At 36.4% G+C, this 17,836-nt stretch carries 8 protein-coding genes; 4 read left to right on the forward strand and 4 right to left on the reverse strand.

All coding sequences use genetic code 11. The annotated features are described in order from the left end of the window. Positions 1–563: 563 nt before the first annotated feature. Positions 564–11,846 carry an SdrD B-like domain-containing protein gene (locus L2586_RS01365; RefSeq protein ID WP_235290965.1) on the forward strand — a complete coding sequence of 3,761 codons (11,283 nt, stop codon included), beginning with the start codon at positions 564–566 and terminating at the stop codon, positions 11,844–11,846. Positions 11,847–12,499: 653 nt separating this feature from the next. Here L2586_RS01365 and L2586_RS01370 read toward each other — a convergent pair. After that, positions 12,500–12,913: a BrxA/BrxB family bacilliredoxin gene (locus L2586_RS01370; protein WP_235290966.1), complete on the reverse strand. Its 414-nt coding sequence runs from the start codon at positions 12,911–12,913 to the stop codon at positions 12,500–12,502. A 73-nt stretch (positions 12,914–12,986) separates the two neighbouring features. Between L2586_RS01370 and L2586_RS01375 the strand changes: the two genes are divergently transcribed. From L2586_RS01375 to L2586_RS01385, 3 genes are read left to right on the forward strand one after another with little or no spacing between them, the layout of a single operon-like run. Then, positions 12,987–13,352: a hypothetical protein gene (locus tag L2586_RS01375; protein WP_235290967.1), complete on the forward strand. Its 366-nt coding sequence runs from the start codon at positions 12,987–12,989 to the stop codon at positions 13,350–13,352. Between the two features lie 11 nt (positions 13,353–13,363). After that, the gene (locus tag L2586_RS01380; RefSeq protein WP_235290968.1) at positions 13,364–14,227 is read left to right on the forward strand and encodes a DUF5777 family beta-barrel protein; all 864 of its coding nucleotides are present in this window, start codon (positions 13,364–13,366) and stop codon (positions 14,225–14,227) included. A gap of 4 nt (positions 14,228–14,231) precedes the next feature. Continuing rightward, a complete protein-coding gene (locus L2586_RS01385; protein ID WP_235290969.1) occupies positions 14,232–15,257 on the forward strand; it encodes a c-type cytochrome in 1,026 nt (341 codons plus the stop codon). Here L2586_RS01385 and L2586_RS01390 read toward each other — a convergent pair. The 3 genes from L2586_RS01390 to L2586_RS01400 are packed head-to-tail and all read right to left on the reverse strand — an operon-like array spanning position 15,254 to position 17,824. After that, the gene (locus L2586_RS01390; protein WP_235290970.1) at positions 15,254–15,829 is read right to left on the reverse strand and encodes a TIGR04282 family arsenosugar biosynthesis glycosyltransferase; all 576 of its coding nucleotides are present in this window, start codon (positions 15,827–15,829) and stop codon (positions 15,254–15,256) included. The two genes, L2586_RS01385 and L2586_RS01390, sit on opposite strands and share 4 nt — an antisense overlap. 19 nt (positions 15,830–15,848) lie before the next feature. Next, positions 15,849–17,111, reverse strand: a complete 1,263-nt coding sequence (locus L2586_RS01395) for a type IX secretion system plug protein (RefSeq protein WP_235290971.1) — start codon at positions 17,109–17,111, stop codon at positions 15,849–15,851. Positions 17,112–17,152: 41 nt separating this feature from the next. Next, the gene (locus tag L2586_RS01400; protein WP_235290972.1) at positions 17,153–17,824 is read right to left on the reverse strand and encodes a DUF6503 family protein; all 672 of its coding nucleotides are present in this window, start codon (positions 17,822–17,824) and stop codon (positions 17,153–17,155) included. Positions 17,825–17,836: the final 12 nt, after the last annotated feature.

Below are 17,836 nucleotides of genomic sequence, written 5' to 3' on the forward strand. Positions count from 1 at the left end.
ATCAGTTATTTGTGTTATTTTTTTATAGATTATTTAAGTTTTTGCTTTATTCTTTTGTGTATTAATTTAAGCTTTTCGAGTAAATGCATAATTGTAAACTTCTTGTCATTCCCATTAATATTGCTGACATTTGCAGAGAATTTTTGCACTTTTGCAATGTCTTTAAACCTTAAATTAGACAAACGCTATTACACCCTTTTAATTCACAGAATCATACTTTACCGAGGGATTCGTTAAGTGAACGTTAGTGATAGTTTTGCTGATTTTACTTAAACTTAAACACCCTTGACTAAAAAATGTGATTGCTCACTTTTTTATAAGTTTTGGTATTTTATCATTTGTATTGCTAACCTGGCATTAAGTACATTGATAAGCCAATTCAGACATTTCGCTGAAACATTCGTTTCGGGCTGTATTGCTATTTCAAGGAAAACAAGTTTAGGATTTTTAATTAGAAATTTTTCTTCTTTTAATTTCATTTTTGAAAATAGGAGAGGATCAAATAACTATAAATACTATTTAATCCGATTTGATAATCGGTTTACACACACAATCCTTTAACTATGAGTACCTTTACTAACAAGACACTCCTTTTATTTCTTTGTACTTTGTTTGCCATGCAGACAACAGTGCTTTCTGCGTTTGGCGAAGACTTTACCGGGTTTAGCTGCAGTGGCAATGTTATAAATGATGGTGATTTAGAGTCTAGCAATATTAAGGACTATTGGCAATTCGAAGGAAATACTTGGCGAACCAATACTTCCAGTAATGTCAATACAGGAAACAAAGCAATTGGAATGAATAACAGCAGCGGGATTGCTGGACTTTATCAAAAGAAGTCTGCTTCTCCTGGCCAAACTTATTCAATTTCTGTATTTGCGAAATCTTCAACCGGAAATGGTGATATCGGAATTCGATTCCTGAATAGTAGCAATAATATTATTCATGACCACGATGTAGATATTCCACAAACATCTTCGATGCATGAATATACAATTTCTGGTACTGCACCTGCAGGAACCGCGTATGTTCAAGCTTATGGAAGAATCACAGGCGACGGGACATTTTATGTAGATTCTTACTGTTTACAAAATTGGACAGTTACATCGCCTCCTAACTGTAGCAATAGCTGTCCGAATGAAAATCCTTTCGATGATCCAGTTTTATTTTTAGATCCTACTGGAACAGGAAATGGATGGTTAGGCTATGTTAATAGTAACCTTGAAGTTTGTAACAATGGAGATGGAACCTATTCTATCAGAGGAAGTGTGATCGGAGGAAAAGATGCTGAAGGATGGGGAGGTACAGGAAATCCATGTGGAGCTCAAGATGGTTATTATATAGATTTAGATTTAACAGATAGAAAAACTTGGTCTCAGTTCCAAGGGAACTATGAAGAGAATCCTGCTGCACCTAATCACACATCTTGGGATTACTACAAGGTGACTGGAACTTTAACAGGTCTTGGATGTAATTCAGGAACAACTGTAAATGTTTACGATGCTTCTATGGGTTACAGAATGCAAGTTGGTTATGGAGCGAATAAGCACCATCCAAATGAATTTGGATTTGCAACTTGGTTCGATGCTAAAATTGGCGGAACAACTGTAGGCTCTGATTTATATGGAATCTTCGATGATTCATGTTATGAAGTATGTTCTAATATAGCTAGTGGTGGAACGATTGGTGTAGATCAAAGTGCTTGTGGTACGTCTTATGATCCTGAAACGATTCAAAGTGTTTCACTACCAACTGGAGGATCTGGAAATATCGATTATGTATGGATGAAAAGTACAACTACATGCAGTACTCCAAGTGGTATCAATGATTCTCAATGGACCGTTATAAGTGGCGCAAATAATGCATCTTATAATCCTGGTTCTATCACAGCAAGTACTTGTTTTGTAAGACTTTCTAAAAGAAGTAACTGTTCTGATTATTCAGGTATAACTAATGTAATAACAGTTGATTTGTTTACAGATGGTGTAAGTGTGAATATTCCAGAAGACAATACGACGTTATGTTCTGGCGATGAGATCGTACTATTCGCGAATACTTCGAACGCTTCTACGTGCGGAACACAAGGGGAGTCAGATTGTAACCACACTTTACACGAATCAGGCGGATGGGTTGAAAATCCAAATGATGCAGCTTACTGTGGGCAAGCATATGGTGCAAAACTATGGACAAGATCAGGTGAAGGAACTTCATATGTTACGATCGATTTTGGTACTACAAAACCGTCAGGTACAACGATTTGTGTGAACATGAAATTAGAACATTGCTCTAATACGAGTTCTAATTATTCTGATGCTAAAATACAAGCTTGGAATGCAAGTAATAATAATTACACAACTTTAGCAAGTAACAAAACATTTACAAATAACTCTTATAAAGAGTATTGCTATACACTAGGGCATTCATCTAGATATGTTAAAGTTAGTGATAATGGAAAATGTGCATTTAGAGTTGATTATGTAAAAACAGAAACTCCAGGAACGCAAAATAATTCAGTTACATACGCATGGTCAGGACCTGGAATCGTAGGTAATTCAAATGCAGCAAATGTAACTGTTAATCAAACTGGAACATATGCTGTCACAGTAACAGATTGTACAGGATGTAAAGCAATTGATAATGTTGTTATAACGAATAATAACTTCGATGCTTTTGCAGGCGATGATGCTTCTATTTGTGTTGGTGAAACAACTACATTAGAAGCTACAGCAGTTTCAGGTGCGTCTTATGAGTGGAAAGTTCAAGGAAGTAGTAGTGTTTTATCTACGTCAAGAACTTATTCAGTAAGCCCTACTGAAAATACAGTTTATATTCTTACCGTAATTAAAGATGGATGTGAAGATTCGGATGATGTGGAAGTAACCCTAAATGGTGGACCTTCTATTTCAGCGAGTAATAATGGTCCTATTAATGGAACAACTCCTGAAGTAACATTAAGTGCAACTTCAGATGCAGCTAATCCAGCATGGAATTGGGATGGACCTAGCGGTTTTACAGCTACAACTCAGACTGGCACAACAACACAGACAGGAACTTATAATGTAACGGTTACGGATCTAAATACAGGTTGTACGAATGTAGCTTCTACAATAGTTACTGCTCAGCCTATTGCTCCACCGGTTGCTAGTTGTGATGGTTCGAATTTTACATATAATAGTAATATAATTGTTAACGGTAACTCTGTATCAGGAGACTTATTGATGACATCAAGTAATACATTGTTCTTAATTCCTACAAATACTTACCCTTCAGAATTTGATGGTCAAGTAACTATTTCTATTCCAGAAGCAGTTTCATTTGATGGATATAATAACAGAGAAAATGCAGGCCTTCAAGAATTTGAGAGATGGAAAGTTGTTTTTGTAAAGAATGGTTCTGTTGTTTATGAAACAGGGTATACTGAAGACATCGAAGATGGTGTCCCTTCTGATGAGTGGGTAGGTTCTTTAATGGGGGACGTATTCTTTCCTAATGGAGTAGATGAAATTTACATCGCACATTATGAAGACAACACTTATGGAGAAGGAGGACAAGCTACTTCTAATTCCGTTAGACCTTCTTCTATATGTTTTGACTTTACAGGTTGTGAAGACCTTACCGTTACTGCAAGTAATGATGGTCCGATTACAAGCTTAAATCCAGTAGTAACATTAAGTGCTACAACGGATGCAAGTAACCCAACATTTACATGGGATGGACCTAATGGTTATGAAGCAAGTACACAGAATCCAACTACATCTGTAGTAGGAACATATAATGTTACGGTTACTGATGGAGACTCAGGGTGTTCTAATACTGGTAGTACTGAAGTAACAACACAAATTTTGCCTCCTACTGCTGAAAATTGCGATGAGTCTAATTTTACATGGGATAATAATATAGTAGTTAGTGGAAATACAGTTACAACAGATATGAGACTAATATCTGGGAATACTTTATTTTTAATTCCTATAAATACATATCCAGCAGAATTTTCAAATCAAGTATTCATTTCTATACCGGAAGCTGTATCATATGATGGTTATTTTAATCGAAGTAGTACAAGTGCTCAAGCATATGAAAGATGGAAAGTAGTCTTTGTTAAAAATGGCTCGGTAGTATACGAAACAGGTTATACAGAAGATATAGAGGATGGATTTGAATCTGATGATTGGGTTGGTTCTTTAATGGGGGAAATTTATTTCCCAAATGGTGTAGATGAAATTTACATTGCAGCATATGAGGATGCAACTTATGGTGAAGGAGATCAACCTACTCCAAATTCAGTAAGTCCTTCATCAATTTGTTTTGATTTTAGTGCTTGTGATATAATTGCAACAGCGGAATCTAATCCTGAATCTATTTGCTCTGGTGATGATGCAACGATATCGGTTTCTGCAACAGGAGGTGATGGAAATTATACATTCGCATGGGACAACGGAGCTGGAAATAATGCAAGTGCTGTAGTATCACCAACTGCTACTACTACTTATAAAGTAACAGTAACAGATGGGATCGGATGTTCTGATGTAGACCAAGTTGTAGTAACAGTTAATGAAATTCCATCAGTATCTATCGATCCAGCTGGACCTTTATGTGCTGATGCAGCTGCAGTTCAAATGACTGCAAGCCCTGCTAACGGAACATTCACAGGTACTGGAGTTAGTGAAAGCGGATTATTCGATCCTTCAGTTTCAGGATCTGGTGATTTTGTAATTACTTATACATATGAAAGTCCAGAAGGATGTTCTGCTTCAGCGACAACTGAAGTAACTGTAAATGATCTTCCTTCTTTAACGGCGTCAGCTGATCCTGATCCGATATGTGAAGGTGGGTCTACCACATTAAGTGCTGTGGCCACAGGAGGAACTGGCGAATATACTTACGCATGGAGTGATGGTTTAGGTTCTGAATCAAGTGTTTCAGTAAGTAATTTAATGGAGACAAAGACTTATACAGTTACTGTAACAGATGAAGCAGGTTGTACAGCAACCGCGCAAGTGGAAGTAGAAGTAAAAGAGAAAGCAACTGTAGGAGATTTTGTTTTTGTTGATCAAAATAATAATGGAATCCAAGATGCTGGTGATGTTGGACTAGATGGTGTTTCTGTAGATTTATATACTGCAGGAGGAACATTAGTTGAATCCACGACTTCAGCAAATGGAGGAGCATATTCATTCGAAGTATGTTCTGGAGATTACTATATCATATTCGGTGATGTTACTGATAATGTTCGATCTCCAGAAGGAGTAGGAGCTGACGATAAAGATAGTGACGCTAATGCGACTACAGGAAGAACAGATGATTTCACATTGAACCCTGGTGATGATAATCAAGATATAGATGCTGGGTACAGTGTTTTAGCGAGTATTGGAGATTTTGTATTCTTGGATAAAGATGCAGATGGTATCCAAGATGCTGGTGAAGAAGGCGTAGGAGGAGTAACAGTGAACTTGAAAGATGAAAATGGAGACGTTGTAGCAACAACTACTACTTTACCAAATGGATCTTATGAATTTACAAGTTTAGTTCCTGGCGATTACAGTGTACAATTCGTATTACCTACAGGTTATAACTATAGCCCAGTAAATGCAGGTGGCGACGAAGCAAAAGATAGTGATGCTGATCCAGCGATGAATGGTATGACTGAAGTTGTATCATTAGAAAGTGGAGATAATTACGAAGATCTTGATGCTGGTGTATATGAAGGAGCAAGCTTAGGGGACTTTGTATTTGTTGATAAAGATGCAGATGGTATCCAAGATGCAGGTGAAGAAGGAATTCAAGGTGTAACTGTTAATTTGAAAGATGAAAACGGAGACGTTATCGCTTCTACAACAACAGATGAAAATGGAGCATATGAATTTGCTGGTTTAGTGCCAGGAGATTACAGTGTACAATTTGTATTACCTACAGATTATACCTTTAGCCCATTAAATGCAGGAGGAGATGAAGCGAAAGATAGTGATGCAGATCCAGCGATGAATGGTATGACGGAAGTTGTAACATTAGAAAGTGGAGATGATTACGAAGATCTTGATGCAGGTGTATTCGAAGGAGCAAGCTTAGGAGATTTTGTATTTGTTGATAAAGATGCAGATGGTATCCAAGATGCAGGTGAAGAAGGAATTCAAGGTGTAACTGTTAATTTGAAAGATGAAAACGGAGACGTTATCGCTTCTACAACAACAGATGAAAATGGAGCATATGAATTTGCTGGTTTAGTGCCAGGAGATTACAGTGTACAATTTGTATTACCTACAGATTATACCTTTAGTCCATTAAATGAAGGAGGAGATGAAGCGAAGGATAGTGATGCTGATCCAGCGATGAATGGTATGACAGAAGTTGTAACATTAGAAAGTGGAGATAGCAATAATGATCTTGATGCTGGTATCTATGGAGATGCAAGTATTGGAGATTTTGTTTTCGCTGATAAAGATGCAGATGGTATCCAAGATGCAGGTGAAGAAGGTATAGGAGGAGTAACTGTTAACTTGAAAGATGAAAACGGTGATGTAATAGCAACGACTACTACTTTACCAAACGGATCTTATGAGTTTACAGGTTTAGAGCCAGGAGATTATAGCGTACAGTTTATATTACCTACTGACTTTAACTTTAGCCCATTAAATGCAGGAGGAGATGAAGCGAAAGATAGTGATGCAGATCCAGCGATGAATGGTATGACAGAAGTTGTAACATTAGAAAGTGGTGAGAATTACGAAGATCTTGATGCAGGTATTTTTGAACCAGCAAGTTTAGGAGATTATGTATTCCTAGATAAAAACGCTAATGGTATTCAAGATGCAGGAGAAATTCCATTTGCAAATATCGTTGTGAACTTGATAGATGAAAATGGCGATGTGATTTCAACTACAACAACTAATGGTAGTGGATTATACGAGTTTGCAGGTTTAGTGCCTGGAGATTATGGTGTTCAATTTGTTGTACCTGGAGATTTCAACTTAAGTCCATTAAATCAAGGTGGAGATGAAGCAAAAGATAGTGATGCAGATCCAGCGAACGATGGAAAAACTGAACTTGTAACACTAGAAAGTGGAGATAACTACTTGGATCTTGACGCTGGTCTGTACTTAGACGCAAGCTTAGGAGACTTTGTTTTCGTAGATGCAGATGGTGATGGTATTCAAGATGCTGGCGAGGAAGGTATTCAGGGCGTAACTGTAAACTTGAAAGACGAGAATGGAGATGTTATAGCTTCAACAACAACAGATGAAAATGGAGCATATGAATTTACTGGATTAACTCCAGGAGATTACAGTGTACAATTTGATTTACCTACAGATTATAACTTTAGCCCGCTAAATCAAGGAGGGGATGAAGCGAAAGATAGTGATGCAGATCCAGCGATGAATGGTATGACAGAAGTTGTAACATTAGAAAGTGGAGATAGCAATAACGATCTTGATGCAGGTGTATTTGAAGGAGCAAGTCTAGGAGACTTTGTATTCGTTGATACAGATGGAGACGGTGTTCAAGATGCTGGAGAGGAAGGAGTTCAAGGAGTAACTGTTAACTTGAAAGATGAGAACGGCGACGTTATCGCTTCTACAACAACAGATGAAAATGGAGCATATGAATTTGCTGGATTAGCTCCAGGCGATTACAGTGTACAATTTGAATTACCTACAGGTTACAGCTTTAGCCCATTAAATGCAGGTGGAGACGAAGCAAAAGATAGTGATGCGGATCCAGCGATGAATGGTATGACAGAAGTTGTAACATTAGAAAGTGGAGATAATTACGAAGATCTTGATGCTGGAGTTTACGAAGGAGCAAGTTTAGGAGACTTTGTATTCGTTGATGAAGATGGAGATGGTGTTCAAGATGCAGGAGAAGAAGGAATTCAAGGCGTAACTGTTAATTTGAAAGATGAGAACGGTGACGTTATCGCTTCTACAACAACAGATGAAAATGGAGCATATGAATTTGCTGGATTAGCTCCGGGAGATTATAGCGTACAGTTTGTATTACCTTCAGGTTATGAGTATAGCCCACTTAATGAAGGTGGAAATGAAGCAACAGATAGTGATGCAGATCCAGCGATGAATGGTATGACAGAAGTTGTAACATTAGAAAGTGGAGATATCAATGATGATCTTGATGCGGGTGTATTTGAACCAACAAGCGTAGGAGATTATGTTTTCTGGGATAAAGATAACAATGGACTACAAGATGGAAACGATGAACCGATCGAAGGTGTTACTGTCTCGTTAACGGATGAGAACGGAAATGAAGTTGTGGATGTTGACGGTAATACAGTAGATCCTATTCAGAGTGAATCTGATGGTTCTTACCTTTTTGACAACTTATTCCCAGGTGAATACATCGTAGTATTTACTTCACCTGATAACTTTGATCCTACTAAGCAAGATGAGGCTGGTGTAGCAGGTGATGAAGGTGATGTGAATAACGATAGTGATATCAATGTTGATGGCGAGTCTTATGTAGTTACATTGACTTCAGGTGAAAATGAAGAAGATGTAGATGGTGGATTTTCTACTATTGCTGACTTAAACTTAGTTAAACGTGTAGATGATGCTTCACCAGTTATCGGAAGTTCTGTAACCTTTACAATTACGGTTGCAAATGATGGTCCTCACAATGCTACTGGCGTTTCTATCGGTGATGTTATACCTAGTGGATATAATAATATCGAAATGATTAGTGATAATGGTTCATTGGACGGAAGTGAGATCGTTTGGTCTGATTTAACAGTTCAAGCATTTGGATCTATTGATGTATCATTTAAAGCTACTGTTTTAGCGCCAGGAGATGGTGTGAACTATGTGAACATTGCAAAAATTGAAACATCTGATCAATTTGATCCTGATTCAACTCCTGGAAATGAAGCTGATAGTAATGGTGAAAATGGAATAGGTAGCCAAGACGATGATAGTACTCAAGATGCAGAGGATGAAGATGACGGTGATGATGCTTTTGTTTCACCATTAAGTCCAAGTATATCTTTAGAGAAACATACAAATGGATTTGATTCTGATGAAGCACCAGGCAAAGTTATCGCTTTCTTAAACGGAACTGAGAAGGAGGTTGAATGGACTTATTATGTAACAAATGATGGAGATGTAGATTTGGTAAACGTTAATGTTACTGATGATGTAGAAGGATATATTTGTACTATTCCATCACTTCTAGTAGGTGAAACAAAAACTTGTACGAAGTTGGGAGTAGCGATGTCTGGATTATATGCGAATATTGGTACAGTAGTAGGTACACCAGTTGATCCTGTTACAGGAACACCACTAGAAGATGAAGAAGTTACGGATAAAGATCCATCTCATTATAGAGGAGTTAGATTTAACATAGAGAGTGTTGCGTCTCCGACTAATATTTGTCCTGGAGAAACAGTAGATGTTCAAGTAGCTATTAGATTATATCCAGATGAAGATATGGAAGGAAATGAATTACCTCCAGATCCACTTCTTCAGTTAAGAAATATAAGTTTTACTTCTGAAGCATTGGGTATAACACTTACGCCAGGAGATCAATATTTTGTACCTGGATATGATACGAACAATGATGGTTTCTTAGGACAAGATGAATTTGAATTTTACTGGAACTATAGTATACTAGTAAATGAAACTAGTACTTATGAAGTAATGGATATGTTTGATATCTTTTATGATGGTGAAAACGTTGCAAGTGAAATGGCAATGGATGAATATACAATAACAGTTGATCCGATTAATTGTGCAAGTCTAGGTGATTATGTATGGTTTGATGAAGATGCTGATGGTGTTCAAGATCCTAGTGAAGACGGAGTGAATGGTGTTACTGTTAATCTTTATGTAGATAGTGACTTAAATGGAACTCCTGAAGGTGGAGTTATAGCAACTACAATGACTGCAAATAATCCTAATACTGGTAACGAAGGTTTCTATGAATTTGCTGGCTTATTAGCTAATGGATATATTGTAGAATTTGTGAAGCCAGGTAGTAATTACTTATTCTCTGAAGCAAATGTTGGCCAAGTTGGTAATACAGATGAAGCAGATGATAGTGATGCAAATACGACAACAGGAAGAACTGCCCCTATTATGTTAGCAAGAGGAGAAAAGAATCCTGACATAGATGCAGGTTTATTCTTACCAGCATCTATTGGTAACTACGTATGGAATGATGCTAATGGAAATGGAATACAAGATGATGATGAAGTCGGAATTAATGAAGCGGTTGTATTATTATTTACATCTACAGGGCTTTCAGTATTTGATTTAGATGGTGAGGTAGTTGGTCCAGAAATAACAGGTACAGATGGTTTATATTCTTTCGATAATTTACCTCCTGGAGATTACCAAGTAACATTTATCAAACCAACTAACTTGTTATTAACATTGTCAGATGTTGGTGGATTTGATACGGATGCTACAGATATCGATGGAGATAATGATGCTGATCCTATTACAGGAAAGTCACATATTATTTCTTTACAAGCAGGAGAGCAGAATAATGATATAGATGCAGGTTACTATAACCCATCAAGTATCGGAGATTATGTTTGGAATGATGAAGACGGAGATGGTGTACAAGAAAATGGTGAAGCTGGTGAAAACGGAATTACAGTTAACTTGTATTCAGATGAAGACATGGATGGAATGATCGAGCCAGGTCAAGATCCGATCTCAACAACGGTTACAGCTTATAATCCTGCTACTGATGAAGATGGATACTACATCTTCGAAGGTTTACCATCAGGTAATTACTTAGTTGAATTTGATACAGATGGTTTCATCGTTTCTCCTCAAGATCAAGGAGCAAATGATACTAAAGATTCAGATATCGATCCTAGTACAGGATTGTCGCCAACTATTGATTTAGGTGAAGGAGAAGATGATACGACTATTGATGCAGGTGTTTACATCGGTGGTGCATTAGGAGATCTTGTATGGCAAGAGAATGCAAGTGAAAATCCTGATTCTTACGATGCTGGAGTAGATATTCCTCAAGTAGGAGTTGTTGTTAACTTATTACAGCAAAATGACTTAGGTGCTTTTGTACAAATAGAAACGACGACTACTAATAACAATGGTGGTTACATATTTGATGATTTACCTAAAGGTGTTTACCAAGTTGAATTTATTAATCCAGGAACAGGATTGACATTCGTTACGCAGAATGTTGGAGCGGAGAATGTTGATAGTGATGCGGATTCTGATGGTTTATCTGATCAAGTCCTATTAGGTGCTGGTGAAGTTAACTTGAATGTAGATGCTGGATTAACACTTGCACCAGTTCCAGTTGAGTTAGTAAGTTTCACAGGAGCTTGGAATGAAGCGAGCGATATGAATGAGCTTGAGTGGGAAACATCTTCTGAGATTAATAATGATTACTTCGAAGTAGAAAGAAGCTACGGAAATACTAAGGACTTCAGCGTTGTTGCTAAAGTATTAGGTAACGGAACTACTTTTGAAACTCAGTACTATGATTTAGATGATAGAAACATCGAGGAAAATGGAATTTACTTCTATAGACTTAAACAATATGATTATGATGGAACGTTTGCTTATTCAGACATCATCGCAATCAGAGTTGAAAGAGATGTTGATACTGAAATTTCGGTTTATCCTAATCCGAGTATTTCATTTGTAAATGTTAAGATTAAAGCTGCTAACCAAGAAGACATTTTAATTCAAATGTTTGATATGGGTGGTAAACTAATTAAAACAGAACGTGTCAATGCTGGAGATGTTCAGTATGATAATACAGTTAGAATTGACGTTAACGATTTACCTGCCGGGATTTATAATATTATAACAACGGTTGGAACTAAAATCTTTAATGATAAAATAAATGTTTTAGATTAATTTCTTACAAAGGCGATAATTTATTATCGCCTTTGTTTTTTTCATATGAGAAATTTGTCTTATTTATTATGATTTCTTTTTTAAGGAGTTCCAAGCAAAAAGATTGTTTTTAAGGAAGACTTTAGAATTTAGTTTTGTAATAAGTCCTATAAATCAGAAGTTTGTACGCATTATTTTTCTAATAGTTGTTGTTTAATCTGACAAATAGTGCTATATTTATAACATCAAAAAGATAATACTTAACTAAAGTATATAAGAACCAGGTTTCATTCTCATTATTTTGGGGTGTCGTTCTACTTAAGAGCACCCCATTTTTTTTGCCCCTATCTGAGATTTCCATTATTTTCCAAGATACCTCCTCCTAAATTATATTATCAATCCTTATTCTGCCATCATTGTTAGGATTCGTTGTAATTCATTAAGTGTGCTCACAGAGGCTCATTAGCTTGTAAGAGTGAGTATGGTCTGAAAAGAGTTGAGATTGTTTTAGATGCAGCGTAAAAGGAGAGTGAGGGGTAGGTTAATATTGATAAAGAACTTCAACTGATAAGTAAATATATTTCGCTAAATCAGGTTGCGAGTGTTGAATTTTAAACTTGACATAAAAAAAGAGATTACCTTTAGAGCAATCTCTTTTTTCTTCTTAAAGTCTCTTAACAATATTCATTAAAAGCCAACACTAAATTTTCGGCGATCATCTGAGCTGATCGTCCTTCTATGTGATGACGTTCTAACATATGTACTAGATTACCATCTTTAAACAACGCAATCGCTGGTGAAGATGGAGGATAGGGAAGTAAAAAATCCCTAGCTGTAGCTGTAGCTTCTGCATTTACTCCTGCAAATACAGTTACTAACTTATCTGGTTTACTGTCATTTTGAATTGCAATTTTAGCGCCTGGACGTGCATTAGCTGCCGCACATCCACATACTGAATTTACAACTAGTAAAACAGTTCCTTCGCTATCTGCTAAAACTTTAGAAACTTCCTCTGGAGAAGACAATGATTCAAATCCAAATTCAGTTAATTCTTGTGCCATTGGTCTAACCAATTCAAGTGGATACATAATTATAAGTTATAATATTAAAAATTGATAATAAATCTTAAATTCGCATTATCTAATTTATAAACCAAAATTAATGAATTTAGTTTCAGTATTTATAAATTGCTGCTTTTTAATGGTGTTTATTTTTTCTTGCACCAGAGATACAATTTCTGAAGTAGAAAGTGAATGTCTAGAAGTAATTACTTATACAGATCACATTCAACCTTTAGTTAATGGTACCTGCGCCTATACAGGATGCCATGTAGGAAGTTCTGCACCAGGAAATTTTACCACTTATGATGGGCTAGCTAAGTTTTTTGATAATGATCTCATAGAACGTGAAGTGATCAGAGATCGGACAATGCCACCTAATTCATCTACACTAGGACCCACTGAGCTTAGTGATGAAGAACTGGAGTTGTTTAAATGTTGGATACAAGCTGGTTATCCGAAAAATTAAACCAATTTATTATGTTGAAAGATTTACTTTTAGTCTTAACATTAATTTCTGTAGGGACTAATCTTATAGGCCAAGATCTCATATATGAGACTTTTAAAGATAGACGTGTAATTAACAATCATTCTGTCGAAACATTACCTAAAAGAAAACTTGATGTTCGAATAGGTCATAGATTTGGTAACTTGCTAGGTGAAACTGGAGGTTGGCAAACGTTTTATGGATTAGAAAATTCTACTGATATTTTAACTGGATTAGAATATGGTGTCACTGATGCAGTAGACATCGGTTTTTTTAGAACTAAAGGTTCTAGTGAATTAAGACAGAATCTTAACGGCTTTCTAAAAGCCAAATTGATGGCCCAGAATACAATTAATAACCCTATTACAGTTACAGTACTAGGAATGTCTTCTTATTCTACTATGGCGAAATCAGAAACAGAAGGAGTTATTTCTAGTTTTCCATTACCAGCACACAGACTTTCCTTTCATGCACAATTAATGCTTGCAAGGAAATTCTCACCCGGATTCTCATTGCAGATTCACGGAGCTTGGACGTATAGAAACTTAGTGTACGAAGAAGATCAGAATGACTTAGTTAGCGCTGGGCTTTCTGCCAGAATCCAGATCACTAGAGTAATGGGATTAATACTCGATGGAACTTATCCTTTCTCTAATCTGAGGGTTGCAGAAAATGGTTATTATCCAGCACTTGGAATTGGATTTGAGTTTGAAACAGGTGGTGGTCACGTTTTTCAGATTAACCTGACCAATGCAACAGGGATGAGTGAGACTGATTTTATTCCTTATACAACTAGTAATTGGGCCGATGGTGAGTTTAGGCTAGGATTTACAATATCAAGAATTTTTAATCTATAGTATTATGAAAAAGTTGTGGATGGGGATTGCATGTTCTTGCATTGTCCTAATGCTAAGCTTTATTCTTAAAGAAGAGCATTATATTTTAGATCAGAATTTATCTGTTAGAGAAACCTTAGAATCTCTAGGTGAATATGAATTGACAAACCATGAAGTAGATTCCTCTATAAAAGGAGCGAGTGTAGAACGTGGGATGGAAATTGTTACGAAAGGCTATACAAGAAATAAGAACGGAAGAAAGACCAGTAGAATTAGTAAGCATTTTGTTTGTACTTCTTGCCATAATATTCAGAGAGAAGATCCGAATCTAGCGGTTATAGATCCTCAGGCAAGGTTAGAATATACAGATGCTGTGGGATTGCCGTTTTTACAAGGAAGTCCATTGTACGGAATCGTGAATAGAGATTCATTTTATAATAATGACTACGAAAAGAAATATGGAGATTTAGTTTTTGCTGCAAGAGATGACTTGAGACAAGCAATTCAACTATGCTCCACTGAATGCAGTCAGGGAAGAGCAATGAAGAAGTGGGAGCTTGAATCTGTGTTGATGTATCTTTGGACGATTGATTTGAAAATGAATGATCTAGACATTGACAAAGAAGAAGAAATGCTCATTGCGAAATCTATTAAAGAGGAATCTAATACGAAAGATGCTGCTGATCTGATCAAGTCTAAGTTTTTAGTAGAATCTCCAGCGCACTTTATTCCGCCTCCAGTAGATAGAACTGAAAGAAAGAAAAGTATGGGCGACCCTAAAAATGGTGAGCTTATCTATAATAACAGTTGTATGCACTGTCATGATAATAGGAAATATTCTTTCTTTAATCTAGACCATTCTAAAGCGACTTTTAGAAACTTGAGAAATAATCTAGACAATTTTCATGAAAGATCTATCTATCAAGTATCTCGATATGGGACAAGTCCTGTAGCTGGAAAAAAAGCCTACATGCCTCAATACACGAAGGAGAAAATGTCGATAGAGCAACTAGAAGATCTGAAATCGTATATTATTCAGGAAGCTAATTAAAGTTCCCAGCCTAAGGCAGCCCAATCTTCCCAATAATCAATATCTGATTTGACGGGTAATAAGGCATATGATAATCCCTTGCTACTTAATTTGGCTAAGGTTTCTTCGAGTAGATTTTCTTGGCTCCAAGGCATGTCTTCGAAAATAAAGTTGTGGTTACTTTTCATACCTAGTAAATAGTACCCGCCATCTTCGGCTGGACCGATTACGGTATCGTGCGTATCTAAAGTTTTAAATGCATCCTCGATATCAGCTTGAGTTAAAGTAGCACAATCCGATCCTATTATTATGACACGGTCAGAAACTTTCAACTCGTCCGTAAAAGCACTACCCATCTTATCGCCAAGATTTCCATCTACTTGCATACTTTTTGAGTAGATATGGTCATCCCATATGCCTTCTTTCTCTATGGACTTATTGAAGAAAACAATTTTTTTGGCACTAAGAGATTTCGTAATGTCTCTTGTATAGGTTAATAACCTGAGGTATACTTTTAATGCCGTCTCATCCCCTTTTACTTTTCCTATTCTTGTCTTAGCCGTTCCTAAAATGGGGTTCTTCGTAAATATCATCAAACATTCCTTTACCATGCTATTCTCCTTGTAACGAATTAATGTTAGTGACACCGATCAGCCTGTCATACCGTGCTCCTAATTGTCTATAATATACCAGAATGGTATATTCATTTTCTGTTTCGAACCAATTCCCTTCAGTTAATTCAAAATGGGCCTCGTTTCGATCATCTACTGCGGCATAATAGTAATTGTAATAGCCTTGCTTTAATAGAATGTCAGCCTCGTAAAAACCTTTATCTTCATTATATGTTAACTGATTCTCTGGGTAATAATTCCATCCGGAAAATTCTCCTACTACATACAAATCGTAGCCTTTTAAATTGTAGTCAGATTCTAAGGTGAATAGGACATTCGTATATTCAGAAGTTGCTTTTCCATTTCTTGTTAAGGTCTCATAGTTCGGCACGAAAACACCATTCCCTTCTCTGTAATAAATGTAGTTTTTGGTTTCTCTAAATTTTTCCTTCTTCAATAAAACATCTATCGCATAAGTATTAATTTCAATGGCTTCGATCTTATCAGAGTTCAACTGTATATCTCTAGTATCAAAGTATCTGAATTCCTTCCCCGCAGGAAAAGTTGAAGTGCCGAATTTATTAAAATTGATCTGATCTCCTATAGCCGTTAATGGTTTAATATCATATATCGCGTTATCCCATCTTTGATTTTGTAAAATATGGACATAGAGCTCATTCATCGGATCACTGATATAGAACTTATTCAAGTTCAACATAAAATCAATTCTCTGATGTGTATTATAAAGACTTGCATTAAAGGCAGGAAGGACTTCACCGGTTATACTTAGTATTGGTTCTACCACCATAAACCTTCTTGTGATGATGACTAAGTTGTCTTCGTCTTCATCCATAACAGTAAGGATATAGTTTCCTGAGAGGTTCCAGCTCGTATTTCTATTCGGTATGAGCAATTCATAGTGCGTATAATCATGAATCGTCTGTGAAGAAAAAGTTGCACTTCTTATATCTTCTTCATTGAAACCTTCCAGATACTCTAATTCATCTATTTTAGAAGGATTCCAGTCTTTATCACAGTGCTGAATGGAATAGACATAGTCTTTATTTCCACCTTCCATATCATCGAAGCTTAACTTCAGACTTCCTGAAGATCCGAGATCTACAACAGGAAATGAAGTGGGCAGAGAAGAGTGATGAAATTTGACGCTTTTTATGTGTTCATAATAGACCTCATTTTGAATGGGCTGTGTCTGACCTATTAAACAGAAACATGAAAATAGAATAATAAATAATGTGATTTTCAAAGGAATTGACTTTACTAACTAGTACGTATTAATGAACCTAATTATTTTTTCGGAATAGAATATTTTATATTTTCTTCCGCCAAAAAACGTCTATCTGGCAAAACCAACCATTTCAGCTGGCCAGGTAGCAACATCTTTTGATATTTAATTTTATTATTTAGTTCAATGGTTTCACCACTCTGAAAAGTTCCATCTTTTGAAAATTCAACTAATTCGAGCACACTCGTTTTCGGATGGAAATAGAACAACCAAGTGTCGCTTCCTATTTCCGGATCGTAGGTTACTTTGACCACTTGATAAGGAACACCTTTATAGTCTAGAACTTGAATTTCTTCGTGGATAATGGTGCCAGGATCTCTAAGTTTCATGGGCATGCCAAGCAAATATCTGAAGTAATTATTGAACATTTTAGCTCGGTCACAATCATCACATGGCTTGCCATCATATATCACTTCTGAAGTATCTTTAGCACTGAAAGAAGTCATTTTGAACAGTTCGTTTTTGAGGTCCATCTGAAGAAGTCGATAACTTGTATCTACTTTATTTTCTCTTTCCACGATGGACGCTATTTCAATGTCTGCGTGCAGTTTATGCCAGTTGCCGGATGGATCATGGACGGCTATAGATTGAGAAATTATTTCCTCCGCAGAAGATTGGGCATGAATTATGCAGTTAGTAAAGAGAAGAGTCAGTAAGTAGAAATATTTATACATACTCAATATTAA

This window comes from Portibacter lacus (assembly GCF_021533215.1).
Taxonomy (GTDB): Bacteria; Bacteroidota; Bacteroidia; order Chitinophagales; family Saprospiraceae; genus Portibacter; species Portibacter lacus.

What these genes read in the sequence shown, in the direction of transcription:
- L2586_RS01365 (WP_235290965.1), top strand. Translation starts at nt 564, where the DNA reads ATGAGTACCTTTACTAACAAGACACTCCTTTTATTTCTTTGTACTTTG.
- L2586_RS01370 (WP_235290966.1), bottom strand. Translation starts at nt 12,913, where the DNA reads ATGTATCCACTTGAATTGGTTAGACCAATGGCACAAGAATTAACTGAA.
- L2586_RS01375 (WP_235290967.1), top strand. Translation starts at nt 12,987, where the DNA reads ATGAATTTAGTTTCAGTATTTATAAATTGCTGCTTTTTAATGGTGTTT.
- L2586_RS01380 (WP_235290968.1), top strand. Translation starts at nt 13,364, where the DNA reads ATGTTGAAAGATTTACTTTTAGTCTTAACATTAATTTCTGTAGGGACT.
- L2586_RS01385 (WP_235290969.1), top strand. Translation starts at nt 14,232, where the DNA reads ATGAAAAAGTTGTGGATGGGGATTGCATGTTCTTGCATTGTCCTAATG.
- L2586_RS01390 (WP_235290970.1), bottom strand. Translation starts at nt 15,829, where the DNA reads ATGATATTTACGAAGAACCCCATTTTAGGAACGGCTAAGACAAGAATA.
- L2586_RS01400 (WP_235290972.1), bottom strand. Translation starts at nt 17,824, where the DNA reads ATGTATAAATATTTCTACTTACTGACTCTTCTCTTTACTAACTGCATA.